Genomic DNA, 21891 nt, shown 5'->3' on the forward strand with positions numbered 1-21891 from the left:
CCATCTTTGCCGCTTAGATGCCAGGATTCAAGAAGGGGATGGCCGAACGCTTACAGGGCGCCGTCAGGAAGATCGTGATCGACTTCTTACACAGCCAATGTTCTTGGATCCGGAGCGAGTTTCCACACCCGACTGGAAGAGCTTCCTTAAAGAGCTAAAGAAAATTGAGCCGACCATTTTTACATTCGACGTAGACGAGGTAGAAGTTGAGATCCATCAGCTTACGTTTGGGATTAAGCGTGCAGTTGTGGCTTTGTTGGTCGGTGCATATGAAATTTCCAGGCGCCCACCTAAACATGCTGAGGTAACAATTCAGGACATACGTAGTGCCTACAGGTCAGCAAAGTACACGGTGCATCGCGAGGACATCGAAATCTTATTCAAGCAGCAAATCATTGGTAAGAGCTTAAGAGGGGATCTCTGGTGCCCTTTTTATCGCGAGCAGGAGCCTATAACCAAAGCGGCAGCGATTGATGCGAACGAGAAAAATCAGCGCAATATTGAAGCGGAAATTTTGCATCAATTCGATTCGAAAGAGGAGCGAGCAAAATCTCCTCGTCGAGTCAAGAATCTTCCACCAAGTGTGGGGGGGAATGTCATCCGACTCCGCGGCTCAAAAACACTCAAGCAGAAGCTCCTGGACGGAGCTGATGAGTTTGATAAGCTTTAGCGCATAGCGAAGCTCTCAGTGCCTTTACATGTGCTGTTCAAGCATACGAGCCGAGCTCACCAGGAGGAGCTTTTACAGACTTTACTTTTCTCGGTTTTAGAAAAACGCTGCAAAGTGTGGGTTTTTACAGGCTCTCGAAAGAATCTCCTTGTAGGGAAGATTTTGACACTCTTTCCTTTTCCAAACAGCACTGCGGGGTTTGGTCGACGTTCACTTTGCAGCGCAAAGTTATGTGGCCGCACAAACCCCGAATCCTGGCGAAGTCAGTGACCGTCGAATGACGGTCAGCGTGTGTATGCACGCGTCAGTTTTGGGGGCACTCATGTCGGGTAGCGACGTGATTACTACAAGCAAAACCGTATCCTGTCCGGGGCACCAAGGCCTGATGCCGCGTTGCGTCATGGCAGACTCGTCACTAGTCTCAAGACTAATGCGGCAAGCGCGTAGCTATGCTAGCTGCGAGCGTAAACCCAACCGAGCACGGCGCCAAAGATGAGGTGCAGTACCAATGTCATCATCGGCGCCATCAGAACCATCTTCATGCCGAACAGGCCTGCCCCAGCCATCAACATCACCATCATGACAAGCCGGCCGACGACGGCTGCTCTGGCCCATAGCGAGCCCTGATCCACGGGAGCTTCCGTTCAGCGCGGCTTGGCGTTGATGTCCACTTGAACGTGTTCAATCGAGCACTTCGATGTGAGAGGCGCTCTGCAGCCCACTATCCACAGCTCCAAGGAAGGCCTGGGTGCATCTATCGTGCGCCGTTTGAGGTGTGTCGATCAAGGCGCCGTGGCAGCGGCGCCACCTGCTCTACAACAGCCTGTTGGCGCACGGGCTGGTCGATAACTGCACCTGCTGGTGGGTAGTGTGCTGCTGGGGGAGGGTGTCTCCACTTTCGAGCCCGGTTTGCGGCAGCAGTGGAAGGTGCAGGGGCAAGGCCGGCTGCCGGGTTCTGACACCGTGGCATTGCACCATGACTGCCGGCCTCAGTGAATGCGCAGGCTGACAAAAGCATCGCGCCCACTCAGCTTGAAGCCCGCCACGTCCCGATGACAATTACCTGGCCAGCCTGCGGCAACTGATGCGGGCGGCAGGCAAATGCGTATGTCCCGGGGAAAACCCTGATCCAACGCTGACAACTCAGGCGTATATTTTGTGAAACGTTTCATAAATTGCGACGATGCCGCTCAGTGGTGCAGGAACATACGGACATGAAGGAACCAACGGTTAACGACATTGCGCGGCTCGCGGGTGTGTCGCTTGGCACCGTATCGAACGTGCTCAACGGCCGGAACAGCGTGAAAGAAAAGTTGGCACTAAGAGTGGTCGAAGCAGCTGCCAAGCTCGGGTATCGGCGCAACAGCAACGCAGCAAGCCTTCGGTCCAACCAGACAGGCATGGTTGCTGTGGCGGTCCCGAACATCGAGAACGCATTTTTTGCTGAGTTCGTTTCGCTCATCGAGCACATTGGCGTGACGGACTCGGAGGGCGTGATGTTCCTCACGACCGGCGAAGAACAGCAGCGTGCTCAGCGACAGATCCACAACCTCATCTCCCAGCGCGTCGATGGATTGATCCTCATTCCGTCGTTCGACTTGCAGCCAACGATCCCGGCACTGGAAACCTATAGTGTTCCGGTTGTCTTGGTGGACCGGGTCGAGTCGAAGAACCCCTTTCCAAGTGTTGCCGTCGACAACCGGCGAGCCGGCCACCTGGGCGGCATGCACCTCTTCAGCTCCGGCTACAAGCGCGTCAGCTTCTTCGGGCACCGGCATGAGCACTGGATACTGAACGAGCGCCGCGAGGGATTCATGGAAGCCGTGCGCGATGCGCATGCCACGAGCAGCTGCCAGTCGTATGAATTCGGGCTCACCCCCGAAACCATCAAGGATGAGAGCTTGCGCATCCTCGAGAGGGAGCCGCTTCCTGAAGCAATCTTCGCCGCCAGCAACCTTGTCGCCAAGGGAGTCATCTCCGCTCTTCAAACGCTTGGCTTGCGAATTCCAGAGGACATCGGGCTGCTTGTGATGGACGACTTCGAGGCGCTCACCTTGCTCACTCCAGGAATCAGCGTCGTTGCTCAGCCCAGCGAAGCCATTGCGCGCAATAGCTGGACCATGTTGCGGCGCCTCATCGCGGGTGAGACGCTGGAAACCCGGCATGTCCGGCTCGATCCGAAGCTGATCGTGCGCGGCTCGACAACCGGCCCTCAACGCCGGAGGATCGGTACTTGAGCGCCGCCGCCACAGCGCAGGCGCCGTTCATGGGCTGGCAAGCATGGGCGCGCCCAGGCATCACCGCCGCCGCCGCGGTGATCATCCTCGCGACGCTTTGGTTGTCGGCCCCCACCTTCTTCCGGCCCAACAATCTTCTGAATATCCTGGTCCAGGCGTCTACCCTCGCCGTGCTGGCCAGCGGAATGGCGGTGGTGATGATCGGAGGGGGAATCGATCTTTCCATTCCGTTCTCGGCTGCATTGAGCGCCGTTCTGGGCGCGATGTATATGCGCGCAACCGGTGATGCGATGGGCGGGCTGCTGATCATGCTCTTCTCCGGCCTTGCGATCGGCGTGTGCAACGGCGTCGCCGTTGGCTATCTGCGCATGATCCCGTTCGTCGTCACGCTTGCGATGATGACCATCACCAATGGCGCGGCCGTCTGGCTGACAAATTCGATCAGCATCGCGGACATTCCCCCAGCGTTTGTCGATCCGTTCACGGGGCGGTACCTGGGCCTGCTCCCACTGCCGGTACTCATTTCGGTCGCCGTGGTCGCGGTCGCGTCGGTGTTCATGTCCCGGACCGTCTACGGCCTGTGGCTGTACGCAGTCGGAACGAACGTCAAGGCCTCAGAAGTAGCCCGCGTCCCCTTCCCGCGTGTCGTGATGGCAAGTTACATGGCTGCCGGGTTGGCCGCCGGCATTGGCGCCGTCATGTTGACCGGCCGCCTGGCTTCGGCGTCGTCGAACCTCGCCAGTGCATCGATGGTCCTTGACGTGATCAGCGCTTGTGTCATTGGAGGCATCAGCATCCAGGGCGGCGTCGGACAGATCTGGAAAGCGGCTCTCGGAGCTGTCTTCATCACCCTGCTCAACAACGCGCTCAACGCGGCGGAGGTCAGTCTGTATGTCAATCAAATGATCCGCGGCGGCGTGATCATTGCTTTCGTTGCCTTGGACCGCGTTGCGCCGAAGGCCTGACATGAGCTTGCCATACCTGGTCATGCGCAACGTCAGCAAGCGGTTTCCGGGCGTCGCAGCGCTCAACCGCGCGAACCTGTCGGTCCACGCTGGCGAGGTGGTCGCCTTGATGGGTGCAAACGGCGCCGGCAAATCGACGCTGATGAACGTGCTCGGCGGGATCGTCCGCCGGGACAGCGGTGAAGTGCTGCTCGACGGGCGTGCCGTCGCCCTCAGAACCCCGCGGGAATCGCTCGATGCAGGCATCGCATTCGTTCACCAGGAACTGAATTCCGTACCAACGCTGTCTGTTGCCGAAAACATCTTCATTGATGACTTTCCCTGCCGTGGTGGGCGCATCGACTTCGAAGCCTGCCATCGGCGAGCGAAGGAACTGCTGGGCCGGCTCGGTTCCACTGTGGACCCGCGCGGTGCGATGGGCGACCTGAGCATCGGAGACCGTCAACTCGTCGAGATTGCTCGCGCCCTGCGCAGAAGCCCGAAGATTGTCATCTTCGACGAGCCTACCTCGTCACTGAGTGTTCGAGAGCGCGAACGGCTGTTCGAGGTCATTCTCAACCTCAAGCGCGAAGGGGTTGCCATCGTCTACATCACGCACTTCATCGATGAGGTCTTCGGCATCGCCAGCCGCGTCGTCGTGATGCGCGGCGGCACCACAGTTCTCGACGGAACAGCTGCATCCATGACCGAGAGCGAGATCGTTCATCAAATGCTCGGGAGCGAGGAGAACGAGCGGCCTCTGCGTCCATGCCGGCGCTTGACGGGTGAGCCGTTGCTGGTTGCCGAGGGATTGACAAGAGGCGGAGCCCTGAACGACGTCAGCTTCGCAGTTCGTGCGGGGGAGATCGTCGCGATCTGGGGGTTGCTGGGAGCAGGACGCACCGAGCTCCTGCGAGCGCTGGTCGGGCTGGACCCGCTTGACAGCGGGACCGTACGCTGGCGCGAGTCAGGGGTGCTGCAAAAAATCCGGCCAAAGACCCTGTACCGGAAAACGGGCTTTGTCACGGAGGATCGCCGAGGCGAGGGACTCTTCCTGCCCCTGTCGGTGGCCGAGAACATCGTCATGACTTTTCCTCGCACATGCGCGAGATTCGGGCTGTTCCGGCGAGGTGAGCTCAGTCGTTTTGCGGACTCGATGATCAAGAGACTAGCAATCAAGGTCAATGACGCAGCTCAACGCGTCTCCACCCTTTCGGGCGGAAACCAGCAGAAGGTCGTGTTCGCACGCTGGTTGGCGGGTGCGCCACAGCTTTTGTTGCTGGACGAACCCACCCGCGGTCTTGACGTGGCTGCCAAGACTGAAATCTTGCGTCTCGTCAGCGAGCTGGCGGACGCCGGCACCGCGGTGCTCCTGGTGTCGTCTGAACTGGAAGAGCTGACGCGCGTGGCCGACAGATACCTGATCATGGTGCGCGGGCAGATTGTTGGCGAGCTCTCCGCTGCCGCAAGCCATGGCGATCTGCTGCGCGCGCTCTCTGAAACAGCCCAGCCGGCGGAGGCCACATGAGAAGTCACCTCTCTCACCTCCGAAATTTGGGCGTACCCCTCATTCTGGTTGCCACATACCTATTCTTCTCGATCGCGGCTCCGAGCTTTTTCGGTTTCCAGAACCTGGTGGAGCTATTGCACGTGGTGGCACCGATCGCCATCTGCGCCTCAGGAATGGCGCTCGTCGTGATTGCCGGACGTCTTGATGTTTCCGTCGGGTCCATTGCCTATGTTGCATCCGCGGTGTTCGCGCTTCTCCTGCGGGCCGACGCTGCCCCCTTGCCGCTGGCTGTCGCAGCCGCAATCGGTTGCGGGGTGGTGCTCGGTCTTATCAACGCCCTGGTCGTTTGCGGGCTGGGCATCAACTCGCTGATCGCGACGCTCGGCACCATGATTGCGTTCCGGGGCTTTGGACTTTGGCTCACGAACGGTGGGCTGATCGAATTGCCAGAGGCGGCTAAGAACCTGGGCAATGCAGCCATCGGCGCGATCTACGTCGACACGCTGGTCGCGACCGCCTTGCTGCTGTTGATCGACGCCGTCCATCGCCGGACAGCGTTTGGCCGGCAACTGACGGCGATCGGAAACGGCGAGGACGTGGCGCGGCGCATCGGGATTCCCGTGCAGCGGAGGATCTCCGTATCGCTGGTGATCTCTGGGGTGCTGGCTGCTACCGCGGGGGTCATGTACACGATGCAGGTCGCGGTTAACACCGCGAAGATCGGCGAGGGAATGGAGTTCACCGCCGTGGCAGCCATCGTCGTGGGCGGAATTTCCTTGTTCGGCGGCCGCGGCAAGGTGCTTGCTTCCGTGCTCATCGGCTCCCTGATCTTTCAGGTGATCCGCAGCGGTCTGCAGCAGTTCGGGGCCAACCCGTATTCATATCGGCTCGTCGAGGGCGTCGTGATTTTCATCGCGATGTACGCGGACGCGCTCAAGGTCGGGCGACGCCCTGACCGCACCCAAATCCCGAAGGGATCCTGACCCGCGATGCGGGGCAGCCAACGTAGCATCAGAAGGAGCATTTTATGAAACGTTTCATTATTGGCACTATGATTGCCGCCTCGCTAACGACGGCGGCGATCGCGAAGGACGTGAAGATCGGCCTCAGCTGGGACGCACGGGAAAGTGCGCTCAATCAAGCGTGGGAAGACTACATGCGCGCGGAGGCAAAGTCGCAGGGCGCGGCGCGGGGTATCAACGTGACGTGGGTCGTCAACATGGCCAACAACGACAGCAGCCGCCAAGCCGCCAACATCGAAGATCTGATAAACAGCGGCGTCAACATCATCATCGCCCGAGCGCTGGACTCTGCGGCAATCGGTTCATCCATCCGCGCTGCGAAACAGGCGAATGTTGCGTTTGTGACGTTTGACCGGGCCTCCAGTGGCGAGAAACCCACGGCACATGTGGGGGGGGATTCGAAGGACCAGGCCAAGGTTCTCGGAGAGGAGTTCCAGAAGCTGCTCAAGGCCCGGAATGTGACGGCGGCGAAGTGCATTGAAGTCCAGGGTTCACTCGCAGACATCAACGCCATCAATCGGACGAACGAGTTCAAGAAGCTTGACAGCGCAAGTTCAACGATCTCCATCGTTGCCAGGGTTCCGAGCGAGTGGAATCCCGAGCGTGTGTTGTCCGGGCTGACCGATGCTTTCCGCGCGCATAAGGACGCGAATTGCCTTCTGCTTGCTTCGGATTGGGCCATCGACGCAGTGCGGTCCGCGGCGGAAAAGTTCGACAAATGGCATCCAACCGGCAACCCGAAGCACGTCTGGATCGCATCGAACGACCTGCTGACGAGCGCCATCACAGCCATGGAGAACGGTTACATCGATGTCGCTGTGACGTGGGATGCACAGGCTCACGCCAAGGAAGCCGTTCGTGTGTTGCTGGACATTGCTGAAGGCAAGGACCCCAAGTGTGTGGGCGAAGGGTGCCTGGCCAAGGGCTCGGTAGCAACTCCCGCGACAGTCAAGGGGATGACCAATTACTGGGCACGCAAATACAAGTAATCGCGGCTCTGCGCCAGCCACATCGCCGCCCGACCGGATCACCAAGACTTGAACGTTCACATCATGCAATCACTCCACGGCAAAACGGCGTTAGTCACCGGCGCAAGCACGGGCATTGGGCGAGTCACGGCGCTTGCCCTCGCCCGCGAGGGAGTGCGCGTGGCCATCACAGCGCGCTCTGCAGACAAACTGATGACCCTCGCAAGGGAGATCGGACCGGACACGGTCGTGATTCCGGCCGATCTGTCGAAACCGCAGGAAGTCGATGGCGTTATCGATGCCGCTATCAACCGGCTCGTCCACTTGGACGTGCTGTTCGCAAACGCTGGCATTTACATCGCCGGGGATGCCGCGGAGGGCGATCCAGACGAATGGGACAAACTCTTGATGCTCAATGTCCACGCGGTCTTCCGCTCAATCAATCGTGTGCTCCCTCATATGAGAAAGAACGGCGGCGGCGACATCCTGGTCACCAGCTCGATCTCGGCGCACCAGGTGATTCCCTTCGAACCCGTCTACGGTGCATCCAAACACGCGGTGAATGCCTTCCTCCACGCGCTTAGGCAGCAAGTGGCAGGTCAAAACATCCGGGTTGGCTCGATCGCCCCTGGCACGGTGCTCAACGAACTTTGGGGCTATACAGACCCCGCCGAAGTCGACCGCAAAGTGGCCACGAGCGAAGGCCTCCGCTCAGAGGACGTGTCCGAGGCAGCCCTGTTCATGCTCACTCGCCCCAGGCATGTAGTCATCCGCGACTTGGTGATTCTCCCGCAGGCCCTTCAGCTCTAAGCAGTCAACCCATGACCACCATCCGCGCCATGCGTACTGTTGACGTGCGTTTTCCGACGTCATCCCAGTTGGACGGCTCCGATGCCATGAACCAAGCTCCCGATTATTCGGCTGCCTACGTCATATTGGAGACTGACCAGCCAGGCCTGGCCGGCCACGGCCTGACCTTCACCATTGGTCGCGGCAACGAAATATGCTGCGCCGCCATCCGGGCCATGGAGCATCTGGTGGTCGGTCTGGACCTCGCGCAGGTCACGCGTGACATGGGCCAGTTCTGGCGCCACATCACTTCCGACAGCCAATTGCGGTGGGTCGGTCCCGAGAAGGGGGTGATTCACCTGGCGACAGCGGCCGTTGTCAACGCCGTGTGGGACCTTTGGGCGAAGCATGAGGGCAAGCCCTTATGGCAGTTGGTCGCCGACATGAGCGCCGAAGAACTGGTTCGAGTCATCGACTTCCGCTACATCACCGACTGCATCACGCCAGAAGAGGCGCTGGCGCTGCTGCGCGAGCGCGCCGTGGGCAAATCGGAGCGTCGCGTCGAGCTGCTGGCCAACGGATATCCCTGCTACACCACCTCCGCTGGCTGGCTGGGTTATGAGGATGCCAAGCTACGCCGCCTGGCCCAGGACGCGGTCAACGCTGGATTTGCGCACATCAAGCTCAAGGTCGGGCGAGACCTGGCTGACGACATCCGTCGCCTGCGCATCGCCCGCGAGGTCCTGGGCCCACATCGACACCTGATGATCGATGCCAACCAGGTATGGGATGTCGACATTGCCATCGCGTGGCTCAAGGAGTTGGCCTTCGCCAAGCCCTGGTTTATCGAAGAGCCGACCAGTCCCGACGACGTTGAAGGTCATCGGAAAATCCGTGAGGCGATGAAAGGGCAGATGCAGGTGGCGACTGGCGAGATGTGCCAGAACAGGGTCGTGTTCAAGCAATTCATGATGCGCAGCGCCGCAGACATCCTGCAAATTGACGCGTGCCGCCTGGGCGGCGTCAACGAAGTGTTGGCAGTGATGCTCATGGCAGCCAAGCACGGACTGAAGGTGTGCCCGCATGCAGGCGGCGTTGGCCTGTGCGAGTACGTGCAGCATCTGTCCATGATCGACTACCTCTGCATCGCGGGGACAAAGGAAGGCCGTGTCATCGAATATGTCGATCACCTTCACGAGCATTTCGTCGATCCTTGTGTCGTACGCCACGCTGCGTACATGGTTCCACTGCGACCCGGCTACTCCATCGAGATGAAGGCGGCATCTCTGGCCGAGTACGCGTACCGTTAGTCGACCGATTGGGGCAAAGCCATGGACCTTCACCTTCAAGGCAAGATCATCATCGTCACCGGGGGTGGTGCAGGGATTGGGGCAGCCATTAGCCTGCAGCTGGCACGCGAGGGGGCTATTCCTGTGATCTTCGGACGCAGCGCGCCCGACACCGCCTTCACCGCCGAACTCACCTCGCTCTGCCCCGCGTGCCCGCATTTTCAGCTAGACCTCACCAACGAGGCCGATTGTCTTGACGCCGTGTCGCGCACTGCCACCCAGTGGGGCGGGATCGACGGCCTGGTGAACAACGCCGGAGTCAACGATGGAGCAGGCCTGGAAGCGGGCCGCGATGCCTTTGTTCGTTCCCTGGAAGCGAACCTCGTGCACTACTACGTCATGGCGCACCTGTGCGTAGAGCACTTGAAGCTCAGCCGGGGCGCGATCGTCAATATCTCCTCCAAGACGGCGGTGACAGGTCAGGGCGGCACAAGCGGCTACGTGGCATCCAAGGCCGCGCAGCTTGGTCTGACACGCGAATGGGCGGCGTCACTCGCACCCTGGGGCGTCCGGGTTAACGCTGTGCTCCCGGCGGAGGTCATGACTCCGCAGTACCGGCGCTGGCTGGAGCAGCGGCCCGTTCCGGATGCAGCGGCCGCTCAGATTGAGGCGCGAGTCCCGTTGGGCAAACGCATGACAACCGCCTCGGAGATCGCGGATACCGTGTGTTTCCTGTTGTCGGCCCGCTCGTCCCATACCACCGGCCAATGGGTGCATCCAGACGGCGGCTACACACACCTTGACCGTGCTTTGCCCTAAGAGAGGTGACTTGATGTTGAAATTGCTGGACCCTTTGCTCTGCCCCGATCTGCTGCATGCCCTTGCTTCGATGGGGCACAGCGACGAGATTGCAGTCGTGGATGCGAATTTCCCTGGAGCGGCCTGCGCGCAGCGGCTGTTGCGACTTGAAGGAGCAGGCGCTGCGCAGGCCGTGCGCGCAATCTTGAGCGTAATGCCCTTGGATGGCTTTGGGGGGCCGCCTATCGCCACGATGGCTGTGGAGGGGCAACCTGGTGCAGTGCCGGACGCGGTTCGGGACATCCTGGCCGAGGCTCGCGAGAGCGAAGGCCGGGCCGTACCTTCTGAAGAACTTGATCGCATGGCCTTCTACGCCCGGGCGCGCGGGGCGTTTGCGGTCGTTCAGACTGGCGAGCGCCGGCTGTATGGCAACGTGCTGTTGCGCAAAGGCGTGGTTGGGCAGCAGTGACAGCGGTGCCTGGGTTAACGATTGTTCCGAAAGGCGGCGCCGACCGGTACATGACCAAACAGCGGATCGGCCGAAACCCTATGCGAATTGACGCGCACCAGCACTTCTGGTCACTGGAGCACGGTGACTACGGATGGCTCCAGCCCACGCCGGCGTTGAAGGCCCTCTACAGGGATTTCGCGCCCGCAGACCTGCGCCCGCACCTGCAGGCCGCCAATATCGAAGGCACAGTGCTTGTGCAAGCCGCTCCCTCGGAGGCTGAAACCGAGCGTCTGCTGGAGATCGGCAGGCAGCCAGACTCGATGGTGCTTGGCGTGGTAGGTTGGTGCGCGCTGGAGGCTGCCGATGCGTCCGAACGCATCGCGCGCTGCGCTCGGGATCCCCTGCTTAAGGGGCTACGTCCCATGTTGCAGGACATGCCCGACATAGGCTGGGTACTGGGCCCACAGGCCGATCGGGCGTGGGCGGCAATGGAAGGGCACGGCTTGGTCCTGGATCTGTTGATCAAACCTCACCAGATCGACACTGCATTGGAGCTGCTCCAGCGCCAACCCAAACTTCGTGCTGTCGTGGATCACGCGGCCAAGCCCGCGATCGCCTCCGGCTGGGATCTTGCCTTCGCGCCCTGGGCCGCCGCAATGACAACCCTCGCGCGCGAAACGAATGTCGCGTGCAAGCTGTCGGGCCTGCTAACGGAAGCGCTGATTGGCGCTGATGTCCGGGTGCTTCGGCCCTACGTCGAGCTGCTGCTGTCAGAATTTGGCGCGGCGCGCCTTGTCTGGGGCAGCGATTGGCCGGTCGTGACCTTGACGGCGAGCTACCTGACATGGCACGCGATGTGTGTCGACTTGCTCGCGGACCTGGACGCGCGTGAACAGGGCCTGATTTTCGGAGGCAATGCCGTCGCGCTCTACGAGCTCGATCTTCGTCAGTGCTGACCCCTCGCGTGATTTCGAGCAGCGACCCGGCCAGTCCCGCTTCGGGCCAGAAAGCGTCCCGGAGCCGAACAGGTCACCGCAGCTCAGGCTACAAGCCATTGTCCTGTGGTGCGCGACGGTCCAGTACGCTGCTTGCAACAAATTTGACCGACTGATGCAATCGCCCGAGTACCAGGTTTCGCGCAGTCCGCTGGTCGTCGATCGTTCATGGCCCGCTTGGCCGGGCTGTCCAGGTAGGGAAGCGGTTGCGGGTCTCCTTCCGGCCGACTGCCCTGGCTGATCGGAGCGGGCTTGGTCACCAGTTCCAGAGCGTTCCGTCGTGCTGCAGCCGGTTCACGGGCAGGTACGCACGCTGGTAGGGATATTTCGCCGCCAGCTTCTCGTCGATATCGACGCCATGCCCCAGTGTTTCCCCGCAGTGCATATAACCTTTTTCGAAGCTGTAGGCGTGCGGGAAGACCTCGTCGGTTTCTTCGGTATGGCGCATGTATTCCTGCACTCCGAAGTTCGGCACCCAGGTGTCGAAATGCAGCGCCGCGCCCATGCACACGGGTGACAGGTCGGTGGCGCCATGGCAGCCGGTGCGCACCTGGTACATGGACGCGAAGTCCGCAATGCGCCGCAGATGCGTGATGCCTCCGGCATGGACCACGGTGGCGCGTATGTAGTCGATGAGCTGGTTCTGGATCAGGTCCTTGCAGTCCCAGATGCTGTTGAAAATCTCGCCCACCGCCAGCGGCGTGGTGGTGTGCTGGCGGATCAGGCGGAAGGCCTCCTGGTTTTCGGCCGGTGTCGCGTCTTCTATCCAGAACAGGTGAAAGGGCTCCAGCGACTTGCCGAGCCGGCCGGCCTCAATTGGGGTGAGGCGGTGGTGAACGTCATGGAGCAGGTGAATGTCCGGTCCCACCGCCTGACGCACCGCGTCGAACAATTGGGGCGTATGAAGCAGGTATTTCTCGGAGCTCCAGTCGTGCTCGCTTGGGAGGTTGGCGTCTGCCGGCTCATAGAACATGCTGCCCCGGCCTACGCCATAGACTTTCTCCAGACCGGGCACGCCGCTTTGCGCGCGGATGGCCTGGTAGCCCATCTCCTTGTAGCGCAGCACTTCTTCCACTGTGTGCGAAATGTCGCTGCCATTGGCGTGGCCGTAAACCATCGCCCCATTGCGGCTGCGGCCGCCCAGCATCTGATACAGCGGAAGCCCGGCTGCCTTGGCCTTGATGTCCCATAGGGCGGTGTCGACCGCCGCAATCGCGCTCATGGTGACCGGGCCGCGGCGCCAGTAAGCGCCTTTGTAGAGGTATTGCCAGATGTCTTCAATCTGGTGCGCGTCACGGCCTATCAGGCAGGGAATCACATGCTCCGTCAGATAGCTCACCACGGACATCTCGCGCCCGTTGAGTGTGGCGTCGCCAATCCCGGTCAGGCCCTCGTCAGTTTCAATTTTCAGGGTGACGAAGTTGCGGCCAGGGCAACAAACAATGACTCGGGCGGCGGTGATTTTCATGAAATTTAAAAATTGGTCCAACCAATATGAGCGAAAACAGCGCTCATGCATCCTGACATTATGTGGCCTACGATAAAAGAAACGCATTAGTGGTAAACCATAGAAGGTTATATTAGTGAATTGGTCTATAAACTGGTTTACCAATTATCCGGATCCGCATCATGTCAGTAAATACACCTGTCGAAATCGCAGAAATAGGTCATACCAGCCAGGAGCTTGGAGCCGATGGCGGCGTGGAACCAGGCGCAGAACGCTCGTACCAGCGCCTGGCCGAACAGATCACCGCCCTGATTGCCGGCGGCGAGTTTCAGGTCGGCGAACGTCTGCCGTCCGAACGCGCCCTGGCGGACCGGTTTCAGGTCAGCCGCACATCTGTCCGCGAGGCTGTGATTGCGCTTGAGGTCCAGGACTTGGTGGAAGTACGCGTCGGGTCTGGCATCTATGTATGCCGTCCGCCAGAAAGCATCAAACCGGTGTTTGTGCCTGAAGGGCCTGGCCCCTTCGAGTTGCTGCGCGCGCGGCGGCTGATTGAGGGGGAAATTGCCGCGCAGGCCGCTGAATTGCGAAAAGACACCGATATCGACCGTATTTACTCTGCGCTGGCCGACATGCGTGACCACTGCGACGACAAGCGCGCGAATGAAGCCGCGGACCGCCTGTTTCACCTTCGGATTGCCGAGGCCACGGGCAACGCGGTGATGGCGCACATCGTCGGCGCGCTCTGGGACCAATTGCGCGGACCTATCTGGGCGCGCCTAGAGAAACACTTTCACACCCCGACCCTTCGTCAAGCCAGCTTGCAGGACCACCAGCAGGTGTTTGCAGCTCTGGCGGCGCGTGACGCAGTGGCCGCCCGCAATGCCATGCACGCGCACATTGACCGGGTCATCAGCGAGTTTGTAAAAGGTTGGGCGTGAGCAGCCCATTTCTGCAATGCGCAGTGTTGCTGCGCCCACATGAGGAGACAAGAAAGATGAACAAGAATTTATTGCCCGGCAAGCGCTGGGCGTTTCTGGGCGCCATGCTTGTGGCGCTCAATGCTGCTGCGCAAAGCCCTGCGCCACCCGCGCCGGGCGTCAGTGCCCGTGCAGATGCTGTCCGCAAGGCCGGCGTCCTGCGGGTGGGTGTGTTGGCCAACCCTCCGTGGCTGGCCGAAAGCCCGCCGGGGCAAAGCCCTGCCTGGTATGGCCCCGCCTACATGGTGGCCGAGGAATATGCGCGCCTGCTTGGCGTCAAGCTGCAGACGGTGCCGGTGAGCCATGAGACCAAGGTGCCATCGCTGGCAACCAATCAGGTGGACATTGCCATCACCCCGTTGACCGAAACGCCCGAGCGGCTCAAGGTGATTGACTACGTCATCCTGTCCAGCACCAGCATCTGCATGTTCGGGCTGCAGGCCAATCCCAAGTTTGCCAATGCCAAAACGGCTGACGATCTGAACAATCCGGAGGTCACCATTGCCTATTTCACGGGCGGCGGCGAAGAGGCCTGGGTGAAAAAACGTTTTCCAAACGCCAAGCTGCGCGGTGTGAGCAGCTCGGGCGCAGCCGCGCCGGTCGAGGAAGTGCTGGCGCGCCGTGCCGACGCCATACCGATCAACCGCGTCCCCTGGGTGGTGCTTAACAACAAGGTCAAGGGGCTGGGCGTGATTCCCAAGGAAAACAACTGCCAGGACAGTAAGGAGTTTGCCAACCCCATCGGCATTGCGATTGACAAGAACCAGGCCCCCTTGCTTGAGTGGATGCGCGCCGTGCAAAAGGCCAACGAAGGCAAGCTCAAGGCGGAAGAGCAGCGCGTGGTCAACGCGATGATCGCAGCAAGCAAATAGGAACGCAGTGGACTTTTCAATTGCCCCGCTGCTGGACAACTGGCGCTTTCTCGCGCTGGGTCTGTGGACTACGCTGTACGTCAGCGTGCTGTCCATGGCCGGCAGCGTGGTGGTTGGGGTTGCGGTAGGGCTGGGGCGCTGTTACGGCCCCGGCTGGTTAAAGGCGCCACTGGTTTTTTATATTGATTCCATGCGGGCGATCCCGGTGCTGGTGGTGCTGATCTGGATGTACTTTGCATTTCCGCTTCTTGTTGGGACATCCATGCCGCCCGTGACGGGTGCGGTGGTGGCCATCACTGTCCACTTGGCGGCTTCGGTCGCCGAGATTGTGCGGGCCGGCGTGGAATCCATTCGACCCGGCCAGGTCCGGGCGGCACTGGCGCTGGGCATGTCGCAGCGCCAGATGGTGCAAAAGATCATCCTGCCCCAAGCCACGGTGCGCATGTTGCCGGCCTATGGCTCGGCGCTGGGCATCGCCGTGAAAGACACGGCGATTGCGTCTGTGATTGCCGTGCCCGAGCTGATAAGGCAGGCAGAGACGGTGGCAGGCCTGACCTACAAGCCGCTGGAGGTCTACACCGTCGTGATGCTGATGTATTTTCTGATCCTGTTTCCCATCTCGCGCGGCGTGGACCGTTTCTACCTGCGCGTTGCGCACCTGGGCCGCTCATGACGCGCGGCCATGGCTGGAGGACGTCCCGATGACTTTGGACTGGAGCGTGGTATGGGACAACCGCGCGCAATTTGTGCAGGGCGCGGTGATGACCGTCCAGCTGGCGGTCCTCACCATGTTGATTGCCTTGCCGGGCGGCATGGTGCTGGCCCTGATGCGCCTGAGCCGCTTCCGTCTGCTGGAGCGCCCGGCCACATTCTTTGTCGAGTTCTTCCGCTGCACACCGCTGATCCTGCAGGTTTACTGGGCGTTCTATGTTCTGCCTGCCGAGTTCGGCGTACAGTTTTCCGAGTTCAGCACCGGCCTGATCGCCTTGTCGATGAATGTGTCGGCCTACAACTCCGAGAGCTTTCGCGCAGGCATCAATTCCATCCGCAAGGGTCAGCTGGAAGCCGGGCGCGCGTTGGGAATGGCCCCCTGGCAGGTGATGCGCAAGATCGTCCTTCCGCAGGCGGTGCGCCGCATCATCCCGGTGATGGCCAACACCTGGGTGTCGCTGTTCAAGGACACGTCGCTGGTCTCCGTCATTGCCGTCGCCGAGCTTTCATATGTGTCGATGCAGTTGCGCTCGCAGACATTTCGCGTGTTCGAAACGCTCACAGCCATGGCGGTCATTTACTGGTGCATGGGCTATCCCCAGGCCAAGCTGACCGACTGGATCAACCGTAAATACCGGGTTACCGAATGAACTCTCCTGGCCCATCGAACGCCGCCACCTCCGCGGGCGCGCGGCGTAATTCAGACGGCGCGCCAGTGTTGCGCTTTTCGGGCGTGCACAAGCGCTTTGGCAGCTTCTCCGCGCTCAAAGGCATATCGGGGCAGGTCAACCGCGGCGAGGTGGTGTGTTTCATTGGCCCCTCCGGCTCCGGAAAGTCGACCATGCTGCGTTGCTGCAACCTGCTCGAGGTCATGGACGAAGGTGAAATCTTCCTGGACGGGCAGTCCATGGCGACACCTGCCCTGGATGCGAGCCAGATCCGGCGCCGAATGGGGATGGTGTTCCAGAGCTTTGAGCTGTTTCCGCACATGACCGCGCTGGAGAACATCTGCGTCGGGCCCATGACCGTGCTGGACTGGCCTCGCGAGAAGGCCGAGGAGAAAGCGCGCGCCCTACTGGTGAAAGTCGGGCTCGAAACCAAGGCGGCGAGCTACCCGAGCGCCTTGTCGGGCGGCCAGCAACAACGCGTGGCAATCGCCAGGGCACTGGCTATGGAGCCGGAAGTGATGCTGTTTGACGAACCCACTTCTGCCCTGGACCCCGAAACCATTGGCGAAGTGCTCAATGTAATGAAACGCCTGGCGGACGAGGGCATGACCATGGTGGTGGTCACGCATGAAATGAGTTTTGCCCGCCGCGTGGCCGACTGGGTCATCGTTTTTGACAACGGGATGGTTGTGGAGGAGGGGCCTCCCGCGCAGATATTCGACAACCCGCTGGAAGAACGCACGCGCGACTTTCTCGGCCACCTGGGCTGGAACGGCTGAGGTGGCGGCACAGTTGCTGAGCCCGGCCGCGCTGGGAAGCCTGCCTCCCTCGGTACGCCTGCCGATCTATCCGCGGCGTTCGCAAGCGGCGGGGGTTGTGCACCTGGGCTTGGGTGCTTTCCATCGTGCGCACCAAGCGATGGTCTTTGACACACTGCTTGAGCAGGGCGACGCGCGCTGGGGAGTGATTGGCGTGGCAATGAAGTCAACGGCCGTGGCAGATGCGCTCGATGCGCAGGATGGCTTGTACTCCGTGCAGATCACCGGCCTGCCGGACGCGCACTGCCGCGTAATTGCGACGTTGTGGCAAACATGCGTGGCGGCACGCGAACCGAACACCGTTACGTATGCGCTGGCCGCGCCTTCCACGCGTTGGGTCACTCTCACAGTAACCGAGAAGGGATACACCCCGGCCCTGGCCGAGCTGATCGCTGGCGGCCTGGCACTGCGCTGCCGCGCAGGCCTGCCCGGCCTCACGATCGCCTCATGCGACAACCTCAGCGGCAATGGCGATTTGCTGCGTTCGCTGTGCCTGCAGGCGGCCGAAGGGGATAGCGCCCTTCGTGACTGGATCTCGAGCGCTTGCGCGTTCCCGAACAGCATGGTGGATCGCATCGTGCCTGCGGCAACGGCAACCGTCGCGCAAGCGGCGCTTCAGCTACTGGGCGTGCGCGATGCCGCGGCGCTGGCGACGGAAGGATTCTGGGAATGGATACTGGAGGATCGGCTTGCCGACGCAAGTGACGCCGCATCTTTGCGCTTGGCAGGCGTTCAGGTGGTGCCCGATGTTCGCCCGTTTGAGGTAGCGAAGCTGCGAATGCTCAATGGGAGCCATTCGGCGATCGCGGCGGTTGGCGCCGTGCTCGGGCTTCCCACGGTCAGCGATTGCATGGCACAGCCTGAGATCGCCAAGTTCATCCATGGCTTGATGACGAAAGAGCTCATGCCGCACGTGACGCGGCCCCGAGCGGACGCATACCGGGACGCTTTGCTTGCACGTTTCGCCAATCCGGCCCTGCAGCACCAGGCCCACCAGATAGCCACCGACTTCTCGAAAAAGATTCCGCAGCGCTGGGTCCCGGCGGTATTAGCCCGGCTGAAGGCGGGTGAACCCGCGGAGCACCTTGCCTTCGCAGCCGCTGCGTGGATGCGCTACTGCCGAGGCGAGGACGAATCAGGGCGTTCTTATGAGTTGTCTGACCCATTGGGCCAGACATTGCTCGCAACGGCTCGGCAGCACCGCGGGGATTGCGTCGCCACGGTGCGTTCTCTGATGAACATGGAAGTTTGGGGCACCGAGCTGGCGAACGACGGCCCATGGGCGGGCCGCATTGGTCACTGGCTGCAACGGATCAATGCGGCGGGAATGCGCGCCGCATTGGCGCAGGCCATCGCAACGAACTGACCGGCACGCCCCTGGTCGCGCAGCCTCCCGAAAGTAGGCATTCAGGTCGGCACGACCCCGCGCGTCGGGGCCGGTTTTACTTCGGCGCGGCAGGGCTGTCTCTCCCAACCGATTCCGGAAATACTACTTGTTAGGGAACGAGGAAGCGCTCGGCCAGCAGAACCCAGTAGGCGGAGCCGACAGCAACGTTATCGTCGTTGAAGTCGTAGGCCGGGTTGTGCACCATGCACGCGCCTCTCCCGTCGCCGGCACCGTTGCCGATCTGCAAGTAGCTGCCGGGCACGCGCTCCAGCATGTACGCGAAGTCCTCACTGGCGGTCACCTGCGACGCATGCACCGTCACCTTGTCTGCCCCGAGCAGCTCGATGGCAACGTCGCGCGCGAAGGCCGTTTCGGCAGGCGTGTTCACCAGCACGGGATAACCGCGCTTCCACTCTATCTCGGCGACCGTTCCATAGCTTTGTGCCTGGTGCTGCACGACTTCGCGGATGCGGCGCTCCAACGTGGCGCGCACTTGAGCATCAAGAGCGCGTACACTCATTTCCAGCGTGGCGGATTCCGGAATCACGCTGCTTTTTTTTCCAGCATGCAGCGCACCGACGGTGACCACCGCAGCCTGAAGGGGATCGACGTTGCGCGACACGATGGTCTGCAACGCCATGACGACGCTGGCTGCGGCCACCACGGGGTCTGCCGTCTTGTGCGGGATTCCGCCATGGCCGCCCACGCCCGTGAGCGTGACCGTCGCGTAGTCGCTGGAGGCCATCAACGGCCCCTCGCGCAACAGCAGTTGCCCCTGGGGCACGCCGGGTATGTTATGCATCGCGAACACGGCGTCGCATGGATACCGCTCAAACAAGCCATCTTCCATCATCCGCAGGGCGCCGCCCTCACCCTCTTCGGCGGGCTGGAAGATCATGTGCAGGGTACCGTCGAAGCGCCCCTTCTCCGCCAGATGGCGAGCCGCCGCCAGCAACATCGCCGTGTGGCCGTCGTGACCGCAAGCGTGCATCACGCCGGGTATGGCACTGGACCACTCGACCCCGCTCGCCTCATGGATTGGCAAGGCATCCATGTCGGCGCGCAGACCGAGGCGCCGTTGGCCATCGCCGCGCACCAGGCGGCCGACGACGCCGGTGCCCCCGATGCCGCGCTCCACCTGGTATCCCCAGGCTTCGAGCTTGTCCGCCACTAAGGCAGCCGTACGATGCTCCTCATACGCGAGCTCCGGATGGCGGTGAATATCTCGTCGAAGGCGAATAAATTCACCGGCCCTCTCGACCAACGCATCCAGCAAATAGGTCATGCGCAGCTCATTGCGGCTGCAGCTGGATGGCCTTGGCAGTGGCCCGATAGCGTGCAGTTTCACTTGCATAAAAGCGCGCGGCTTCCGCTAGCGACATGGGAGCGGACGGCATCTGCGTTTGCGAGGCGAGTTGTGACCGCACTGCCGGATCGTTCAAAGACTTGATGATGGCGGCATGCAGGCGCTGCACGACCGGCTCGGGGGTGCTCTTCGGCACGAAGTACCCGGCCCAAATTTTGTAGGAGAGCTTCTTCAGCTCCCGCCCCTCGCTGGCCGTGGGCACCCTCGGCAGCAGCTCGAAACGTTCGGAACCCAACTGACCGACGACCTTCAGCCGGCCCTGCTCAACCATGGCACCCATCGCAGCGCTGTAGACGAGCACTGCGAAATCGACTTGCCCTCCGCCGATGTCTTGCAACAGCTGAGCGTTGCCTTTGTAGGGGACGTGGACCAGTTTCACCCCTGTGAGCTGCTGTACGTTCTCCAGAATGAAGTGATAGAGAGAGCCGACGCCGACACTGCCGTAGCTGAGGGGCCTGTCAGCTGACTTGCGTGCCAATGCGATCAGTTCGTCGACACTGTCTACTGGCAAATCCTTGCGAGTGACGAACACCATGGCTGCCTCCGACGCCGGGTGCACTAGACGAAAGCCTTCGGCGCGAAGCTTGATGGCCGAATACGCCAGCGGAGCGAGAATCAACTCGTTCGGGGTGCCCTGCAAGAGGTAGTGACCGTCGGCAGGGGCGTTAAGTACCTTCTGCGCCCCCAGGGTTCCGCTCGCGCCGCCAAGGTTTTCCACCAGCACCGGCTGTCCGAGTTCCTTCGCCAGGGGCGTATTGAAGATTCGGCCCAAGGCATCCGACGGGCCACCCGCCGGGTATGGAACCATCAGATTCACCGGTTTGGTCGGAAAGGCCTGCGCCGCAACGCCTGTGGCCAGCGTGAGGCCGGCAAAGAGGGCCAGGGAATATTTGACGATCAAGTGCATGGTTTGTCTCCTGTTGTGTATGAATGAGGAGCATCTTAGGAAGCTTGATGGATAACGTCCAATGCATTGTTGTACGATGTTTCATAATTTAAACTCATCAAATCACCATGACACTTGTCCAACTCCGACACTTGGTCGCCATTGCCGAGAGTGGCTCCTTCAGTCGTTCAGCGGAGACTCTGTTCCTCACTCAACCTGCGCTAAGCCGGAGCATCCGAGCGTTGGAGGACGAGCTGGGTCAGCCGCTATTGGATCGCGTGGGACGCCAGAATCAGCTCACCCCATTCGGACACGAGGTCGTGCAGCGTGCCAAGCAAATGCTGTTCGACGCGGAGGAACTGGCTGCCAGCGGCCGTGGTTTACGCGAGGGTCGCGCCGGCAGGTTGCGGGTCGGCCTGGGATCGGGGCCCGGCGCGCTGCTGATGACGCCGCTGCTGACCCGGATGGCGACGCAACACCCAAGACTGCGCCTGACCATTGCGCGGGGGCATACCGGACTCCTGGTGCAGTCCTTGCGCGATCGGCGTCTTGACGCCCTGGTGATCGATGCACGGTCGCTTTCGCCGGCGCCTGACCTGCAAGTCCAAACGCTCGCGGAGATGCGCGGATCGTTCATGTGCCGCCCTGGCCATCCGTTGACGGAACGTTCCGGTCCGCTCACATTTTCGACGGTTAGTCAGTTTCCGATCGCTGCAACACCTCTCAGCGATGAAGTCGCTCGCATGATCGTGGAGCACTACGGATCTACGGCACATCCTGACGAGTGCGTCACCTTGCGTTGTGAGGAACTTCAGAGCTTGGTGGAGGCGACCCGGGCGAGCGACGCGGTTCTGCTCGCCATTCGTGCCTCGGCACCGGACCTCGTGGAACTTCCGGTGCGGCCGGTCCTGCGCGTCAAAGCCCGCTTCGGACTGGTGACGCTGGCTGGACGCGCTGAGGCCCCAGCCCTAGGAATTCTTCGCGAGTTGGTGGATGAATTGCTGCACGACTGAACGCCCAATTCCACGCCGGCGTGCTTCGCTTGGGCCGCTGTAGGAACTTGGATCACAAACGTTCCGCACGGTT

The 21891-nt window shown here is 61.2% G+C and carries 22 protein-coding genes; 18 read left to right on the forward strand and 4 right to left on the reverse strand.

All coding sequences use genetic code 11. The annotated features are described in order from the left end of the window. Positions 1-670: hypothetical protein (locus tag ABI660_RS10730; RefSeq protein WP_348067742.1), on the forward strand; the 670-nt coding region annotated here is incomplete at its 5' end. A 452-nt stretch (positions 671-1122) separates the two neighbouring features. Here the strand turns inward: ABI660_RS10730 and ABI660_RS10735 are convergent. Further along, positions 1123-1302, reverse strand: a complete 180-nt coding sequence (locus ABI660_RS10735; protein ID WP_348067744.1) for a DUF6789 family protein — start codon at positions 1300-1302, stop codon at positions 1123-1125. A gap of 582 nt (positions 1303-1884) precedes the next feature. On the opposite strand from ABI660_RS10735, the gene ABI660_RS10740 reads away from it, so the two are divergent. Genes ABI660_RS10740 through ABI660_RS10785 form a run of 10 tightly spaced genes read left to right on the forward strand, consistent with a single transcriptional unit; the run spans position 1885 to position 11634 of the window. Then, positions 1885-2907, forward strand: a complete 1023-nt coding sequence (locus ABI660_RS10740) for a LacI family DNA-binding transcriptional regulator (RefSeq protein WP_348067746.1) — start codon at positions 1885-1887, stop codon at positions 2905-2907. Further along, positions 2904-3872, forward strand: coding sequence for an ABC transporter permease (locus ABI660_RS10745; protein WP_348067748.1), 969 nt, complete (start codon positions 2904-2906; stop codon positions 3870-3872). Before ABI660_RS10740 ends, ABI660_RS10745 begins: the two co-directional genes overlap by 4 nt. Position 3873: 1 nt before the next feature. Then, positions 3874-5379 (forward strand): sugar ABC transporter ATP-binding protein, encoded by a 1506-nt coding sequence (locus tag ABI660_RS10750; protein ID WP_348067750.1) that lies wholly within the window; start codon positions 3874-3876, stop codon positions 5377-5379. Continuing rightward, positions 5376-6344, forward strand: coding sequence for an ABC transporter permease (locus ABI660_RS10755; protein WP_348067753.1), 969 nt, complete (start codon positions 5376-5378; stop codon positions 6342-6344). The genes ABI660_RS10750 and ABI660_RS10755 overlap by 4 nt, the downstream gene beginning before the upstream one ends. Before the next feature lie 44 nt (positions 6345-6388). Further along, complete coding sequence (locus ABI660_RS10760) at positions 6389-7372, forward strand: sugar ABC transporter substrate-binding protein (protein ID WP_348067755.1); 984 nt, start codon at positions 6389-6391, stop codon at positions 7370-7372. Between the two features lie 48 nt (positions 7373-7420). Continuing rightward, the gene (locus ABI660_RS10765) at positions 7421-8161 is read left to right on the forward strand and encodes an SDR family oxidoreductase (RefSeq protein ID WP_348067757.1); all 741 of its coding nucleotides are present in this window, start codon (positions 7421-7423) and stop codon (positions 8159-8161) included. A gap of 11 nt (positions 8162-8172) precedes the next feature. Then, on the forward strand, positions 8173-9450 hold the full coding sequence (locus tag ABI660_RS10770) for an L-fuconate dehydratase (RefSeq protein ID WP_348067759.1): 1278 nt from the start codon (positions 8173-8175) through the stop codon (positions 9448-9450). 21 nt (positions 9451-9471) lie between these two features. Beyond that, on the forward strand, positions 9472-10248 hold the full coding sequence (locus ABI660_RS10775) for an SDR family oxidoreductase (protein WP_348067761.1): 777 nt from the start codon (positions 9472-9474) through the stop codon (positions 10246-10248). Between the two features lie 13 nt (positions 10249-10261). After that, positions 10262-10696, forward strand: coding sequence for an RbsD/FucU domain-containing protein (locus ABI660_RS10780; protein ID WP_348067763.1), 435 nt, complete (start codon positions 10262-10264; stop codon positions 10694-10696). A 50-nt stretch (positions 10697-10746) separates the two neighbouring features. Beyond that, the gene (locus ABI660_RS10785) at positions 10747-11634 is read left to right on the forward strand and encodes an amidohydrolase family protein (RefSeq protein ID WP_348067765.1); all 888 of its coding nucleotides are present in this window, start codon (positions 10747-10749) and stop codon (positions 11632-11634) included. A 295-nt stretch (positions 11635-11929) separates the two neighbouring features. Here the strand turns inward: ABI660_RS10785 and manD are convergent, their stop codons facing one another. After that, a complete protein-coding gene (manD, locus tag ABI660_RS10790; RefSeq protein ID WP_348067767.1) occupies positions 11930-13141 on the reverse strand; it encodes a D-mannonate dehydratase ManD in 1212 nt (403 codons plus the stop codon). Between the two features lie 161 nt (positions 13142-13302). Here manD and ABI660_RS10795 point away from each other — a divergent pair, with 161 nt between their 5' ends. Genes ABI660_RS10795 through ABI660_RS10820 form a run of 6 tightly spaced genes read left to right on the forward strand, consistent with a single transcriptional unit; the run spans position 13303 to position 18532 of the window. Further along, the gene (locus ABI660_RS10795) at positions 13303-14058 is read left to right on the forward strand and encodes a FadR/GntR family transcriptional regulator (protein WP_348067769.1); all 756 of its coding nucleotides are present in this window, start codon (positions 13303-13305) and stop codon (positions 14056-14058) included. Positions 14059-14114: 56 nt separating this feature from the next. Next, a complete protein-coding gene (locus tag ABI660_RS10800; protein WP_348067771.1) occupies positions 14115-14969 on the forward strand; it encodes a transporter substrate-binding domain-containing protein in 855 nt (284 codons plus the stop codon). Positions 14970-14976: 7 nt separating this feature from the next. Then, complete coding sequence (locus ABI660_RS10805; RefSeq protein WP_348067773.1) at positions 14977-15642, forward strand: amino acid ABC transporter permease; 666 nt, start codon at positions 14977-14979, stop codon at positions 15640-15642. Between the two features lie 28 nt (positions 15643-15670). After that, positions 15671-16330 carry an amino acid ABC transporter permease gene (locus tag ABI660_RS10810; protein ID WP_348067775.1) on the forward strand — a complete coding sequence of 220 codons (660 nt, stop codon included), beginning with the start codon at positions 15671-15673 and terminating at the stop codon, positions 16328-16330. After that, positions 16327-17127, forward strand: a complete 801-nt coding sequence (locus ABI660_RS10815; RefSeq protein WP_348067777.1) for an amino acid ABC transporter ATP-binding protein — start codon at positions 16327-16329, stop codon at positions 17125-17127. The genes ABI660_RS10810 and ABI660_RS10815 overlap by 4 nt, the downstream gene beginning before the upstream one ends. A 1-nt stretch (position 17128) precedes the next feature. After that, entirely contained in the window at positions 17129-18532 is a 1404-nt protein-coding gene (locus ABI660_RS10820; protein WP_348067779.1) for a mannitol dehydrogenase family protein, read from the forward strand. A gap of 130 nt (positions 18533-18662) precedes the next feature. Here ABI660_RS10820 and ABI660_RS10825 read toward each other — a convergent pair whose 3' ends face one another. Together ABI660_RS10825 and ABI660_RS10830 are read right to left on the reverse strand one after the other, a co-directional pair. After that, positions 18663-19838, reverse strand: coding sequence for a M20 aminoacylase family protein (locus tag ABI660_RS10825; protein WP_348067781.1), 1176 nt, complete (start codon positions 19836-19838; stop codon positions 18663-18665). Positions 19839-19845: 7 nt separating this feature from the next. Then, positions 19846-20826, reverse strand: coding sequence for a tripartite tricarboxylate transporter substrate binding protein (locus tag ABI660_RS10830; protein ID WP_348067783.1), 981 nt, complete (start codon positions 20824-20826; stop codon positions 19846-19848). 107 nt (positions 20827-20933) lie between these two features. On the opposite strand from ABI660_RS10830, the gene ABI660_RS10835 reads away from it, so the two are divergent. Further along, positions 20934-21818 (forward strand): LysR family transcriptional regulator, encoded by an 885-nt coding sequence (locus ABI660_RS10835; RefSeq protein WP_348067785.1) that lies wholly within the window; start codon positions 20934-20936, stop codon positions 21816-21818. Positions 21819-21891: the final 73 nt, after the last annotated feature.

Source organism: Polaromonas sp. (assembly GCF_039930745.1).
Classification (GTDB): domain Bacteria; phylum Pseudomonadota; class Gammaproteobacteria; order Burkholderiales; family Burkholderiaceae_C; genus Polaromonas.

What these genes read in the sequence shown, in the direction of transcription:
- ABI660_RS10740 (WP_348067746.1), top strand. Translation starts at nt 1,885, where the DNA reads ATGAAGGAACCAACGGTTAACGACATTGCGCGGCTCGCGGGTGTGTCG.
- ABI660_RS10750 (WP_348067750.1), top strand. Translation starts at nt 3,874, where the DNA reads ATGAGCTTGCCATACCTGGTCATGCGCAACGTCAGCAAGCGGTTTCCG.
- ABI660_RS10755 (WP_348067753.1), top strand. Translation starts at nt 5,376, where the DNA reads ATGAGAAGTCACCTCTCTCACCTCCGAAATTTGGGCGTACCCCTCATT.
- ABI660_RS10760 (WP_348067755.1), top strand. Translation starts at nt 6,389, where the DNA reads ATGAAACGTTTCATTATTGGCACTATGATTGCCGCCTCGCTAACGACG.
- ABI660_RS10770 (WP_348067759.1), top strand. Translation starts at nt 8,173, where the DNA reads ATGACCACCATCCGCGCCATGCGTACTGTTGACGTGCGTTTTCCGACG.
- ABI660_RS10775 (WP_348067761.1), top strand. Translation starts at nt 9,472, where the DNA reads ATGGACCTTCACCTTCAAGGCAAGATCATCATCGTCACCGGGGGTGGT.
- ABI660_RS10780 (WP_348067763.1), top strand. Translation starts at nt 10,262, where the DNA reads ATGTTGAAATTGCTGGACCCTTTGCTCTGCCCCGATCTGCTGCATGCC.
- ABI660_RS10785 (WP_348067765.1), top strand. Translation starts at nt 10,747, where the DNA reads ATGACCAAACAGCGGATCGGCCGAAACCCTATGCGAATTGACGCGCAC.
- manD (WP_348067767.1), bottom strand. Translation starts at nt 13,141, where the DNA reads ATGAAAATCACCGCCGCCCGAGTCATTGTTTGTTGCCCTGGCCGCAAC.
- ABI660_RS10795 (WP_348067769.1), top strand. Translation starts at nt 13,303, where the DNA reads ATGTCAGTAAATACACCTGTCGAAATCGCAGAAATAGGTCATACCAGC.
- ABI660_RS10800 (WP_348067771.1), top strand. Translation starts at nt 14,115, where the DNA reads ATGAACAAGAATTTATTGCCCGGCAAGCGCTGGGCGTTTCTGGGCGCC.
- ABI660_RS10810 (WP_348067775.1), top strand. Translation starts at nt 15,671, where the DNA reads ATGACTTTGGACTGGAGCGTGGTATGGGACAACCGCGCGCAATTTGTG.
- ABI660_RS10815 (WP_348067777.1), top strand. Translation starts at nt 16,327, where the DNA reads ATGAACTCTCCTGGCCCATCGAACGCCGCCACCTCCGCGGGCGCGCGG.
- ABI660_RS10825 (WP_348067781.1), bottom strand. Translation starts at nt 19,838, where the DNA reads ATGACCTATTTGCTGGATGCGTTGGTCGAGAGGGCCGGTGAATTTATT.
- ABI660_RS10830 (WP_348067783.1), bottom strand. Translation starts at nt 20,826, where the DNA reads ATGCACTTGATCGTCAAATATTCCCTGGCCCTCTTTGCCGGCCTCACG.
- ABI660_RS10835 (WP_348067785.1), top strand. Translation starts at nt 20,934, where the DNA reads ATGACACTTGTCCAACTCCGACACTTGGTCGCCATTGCCGAGAGTGGC.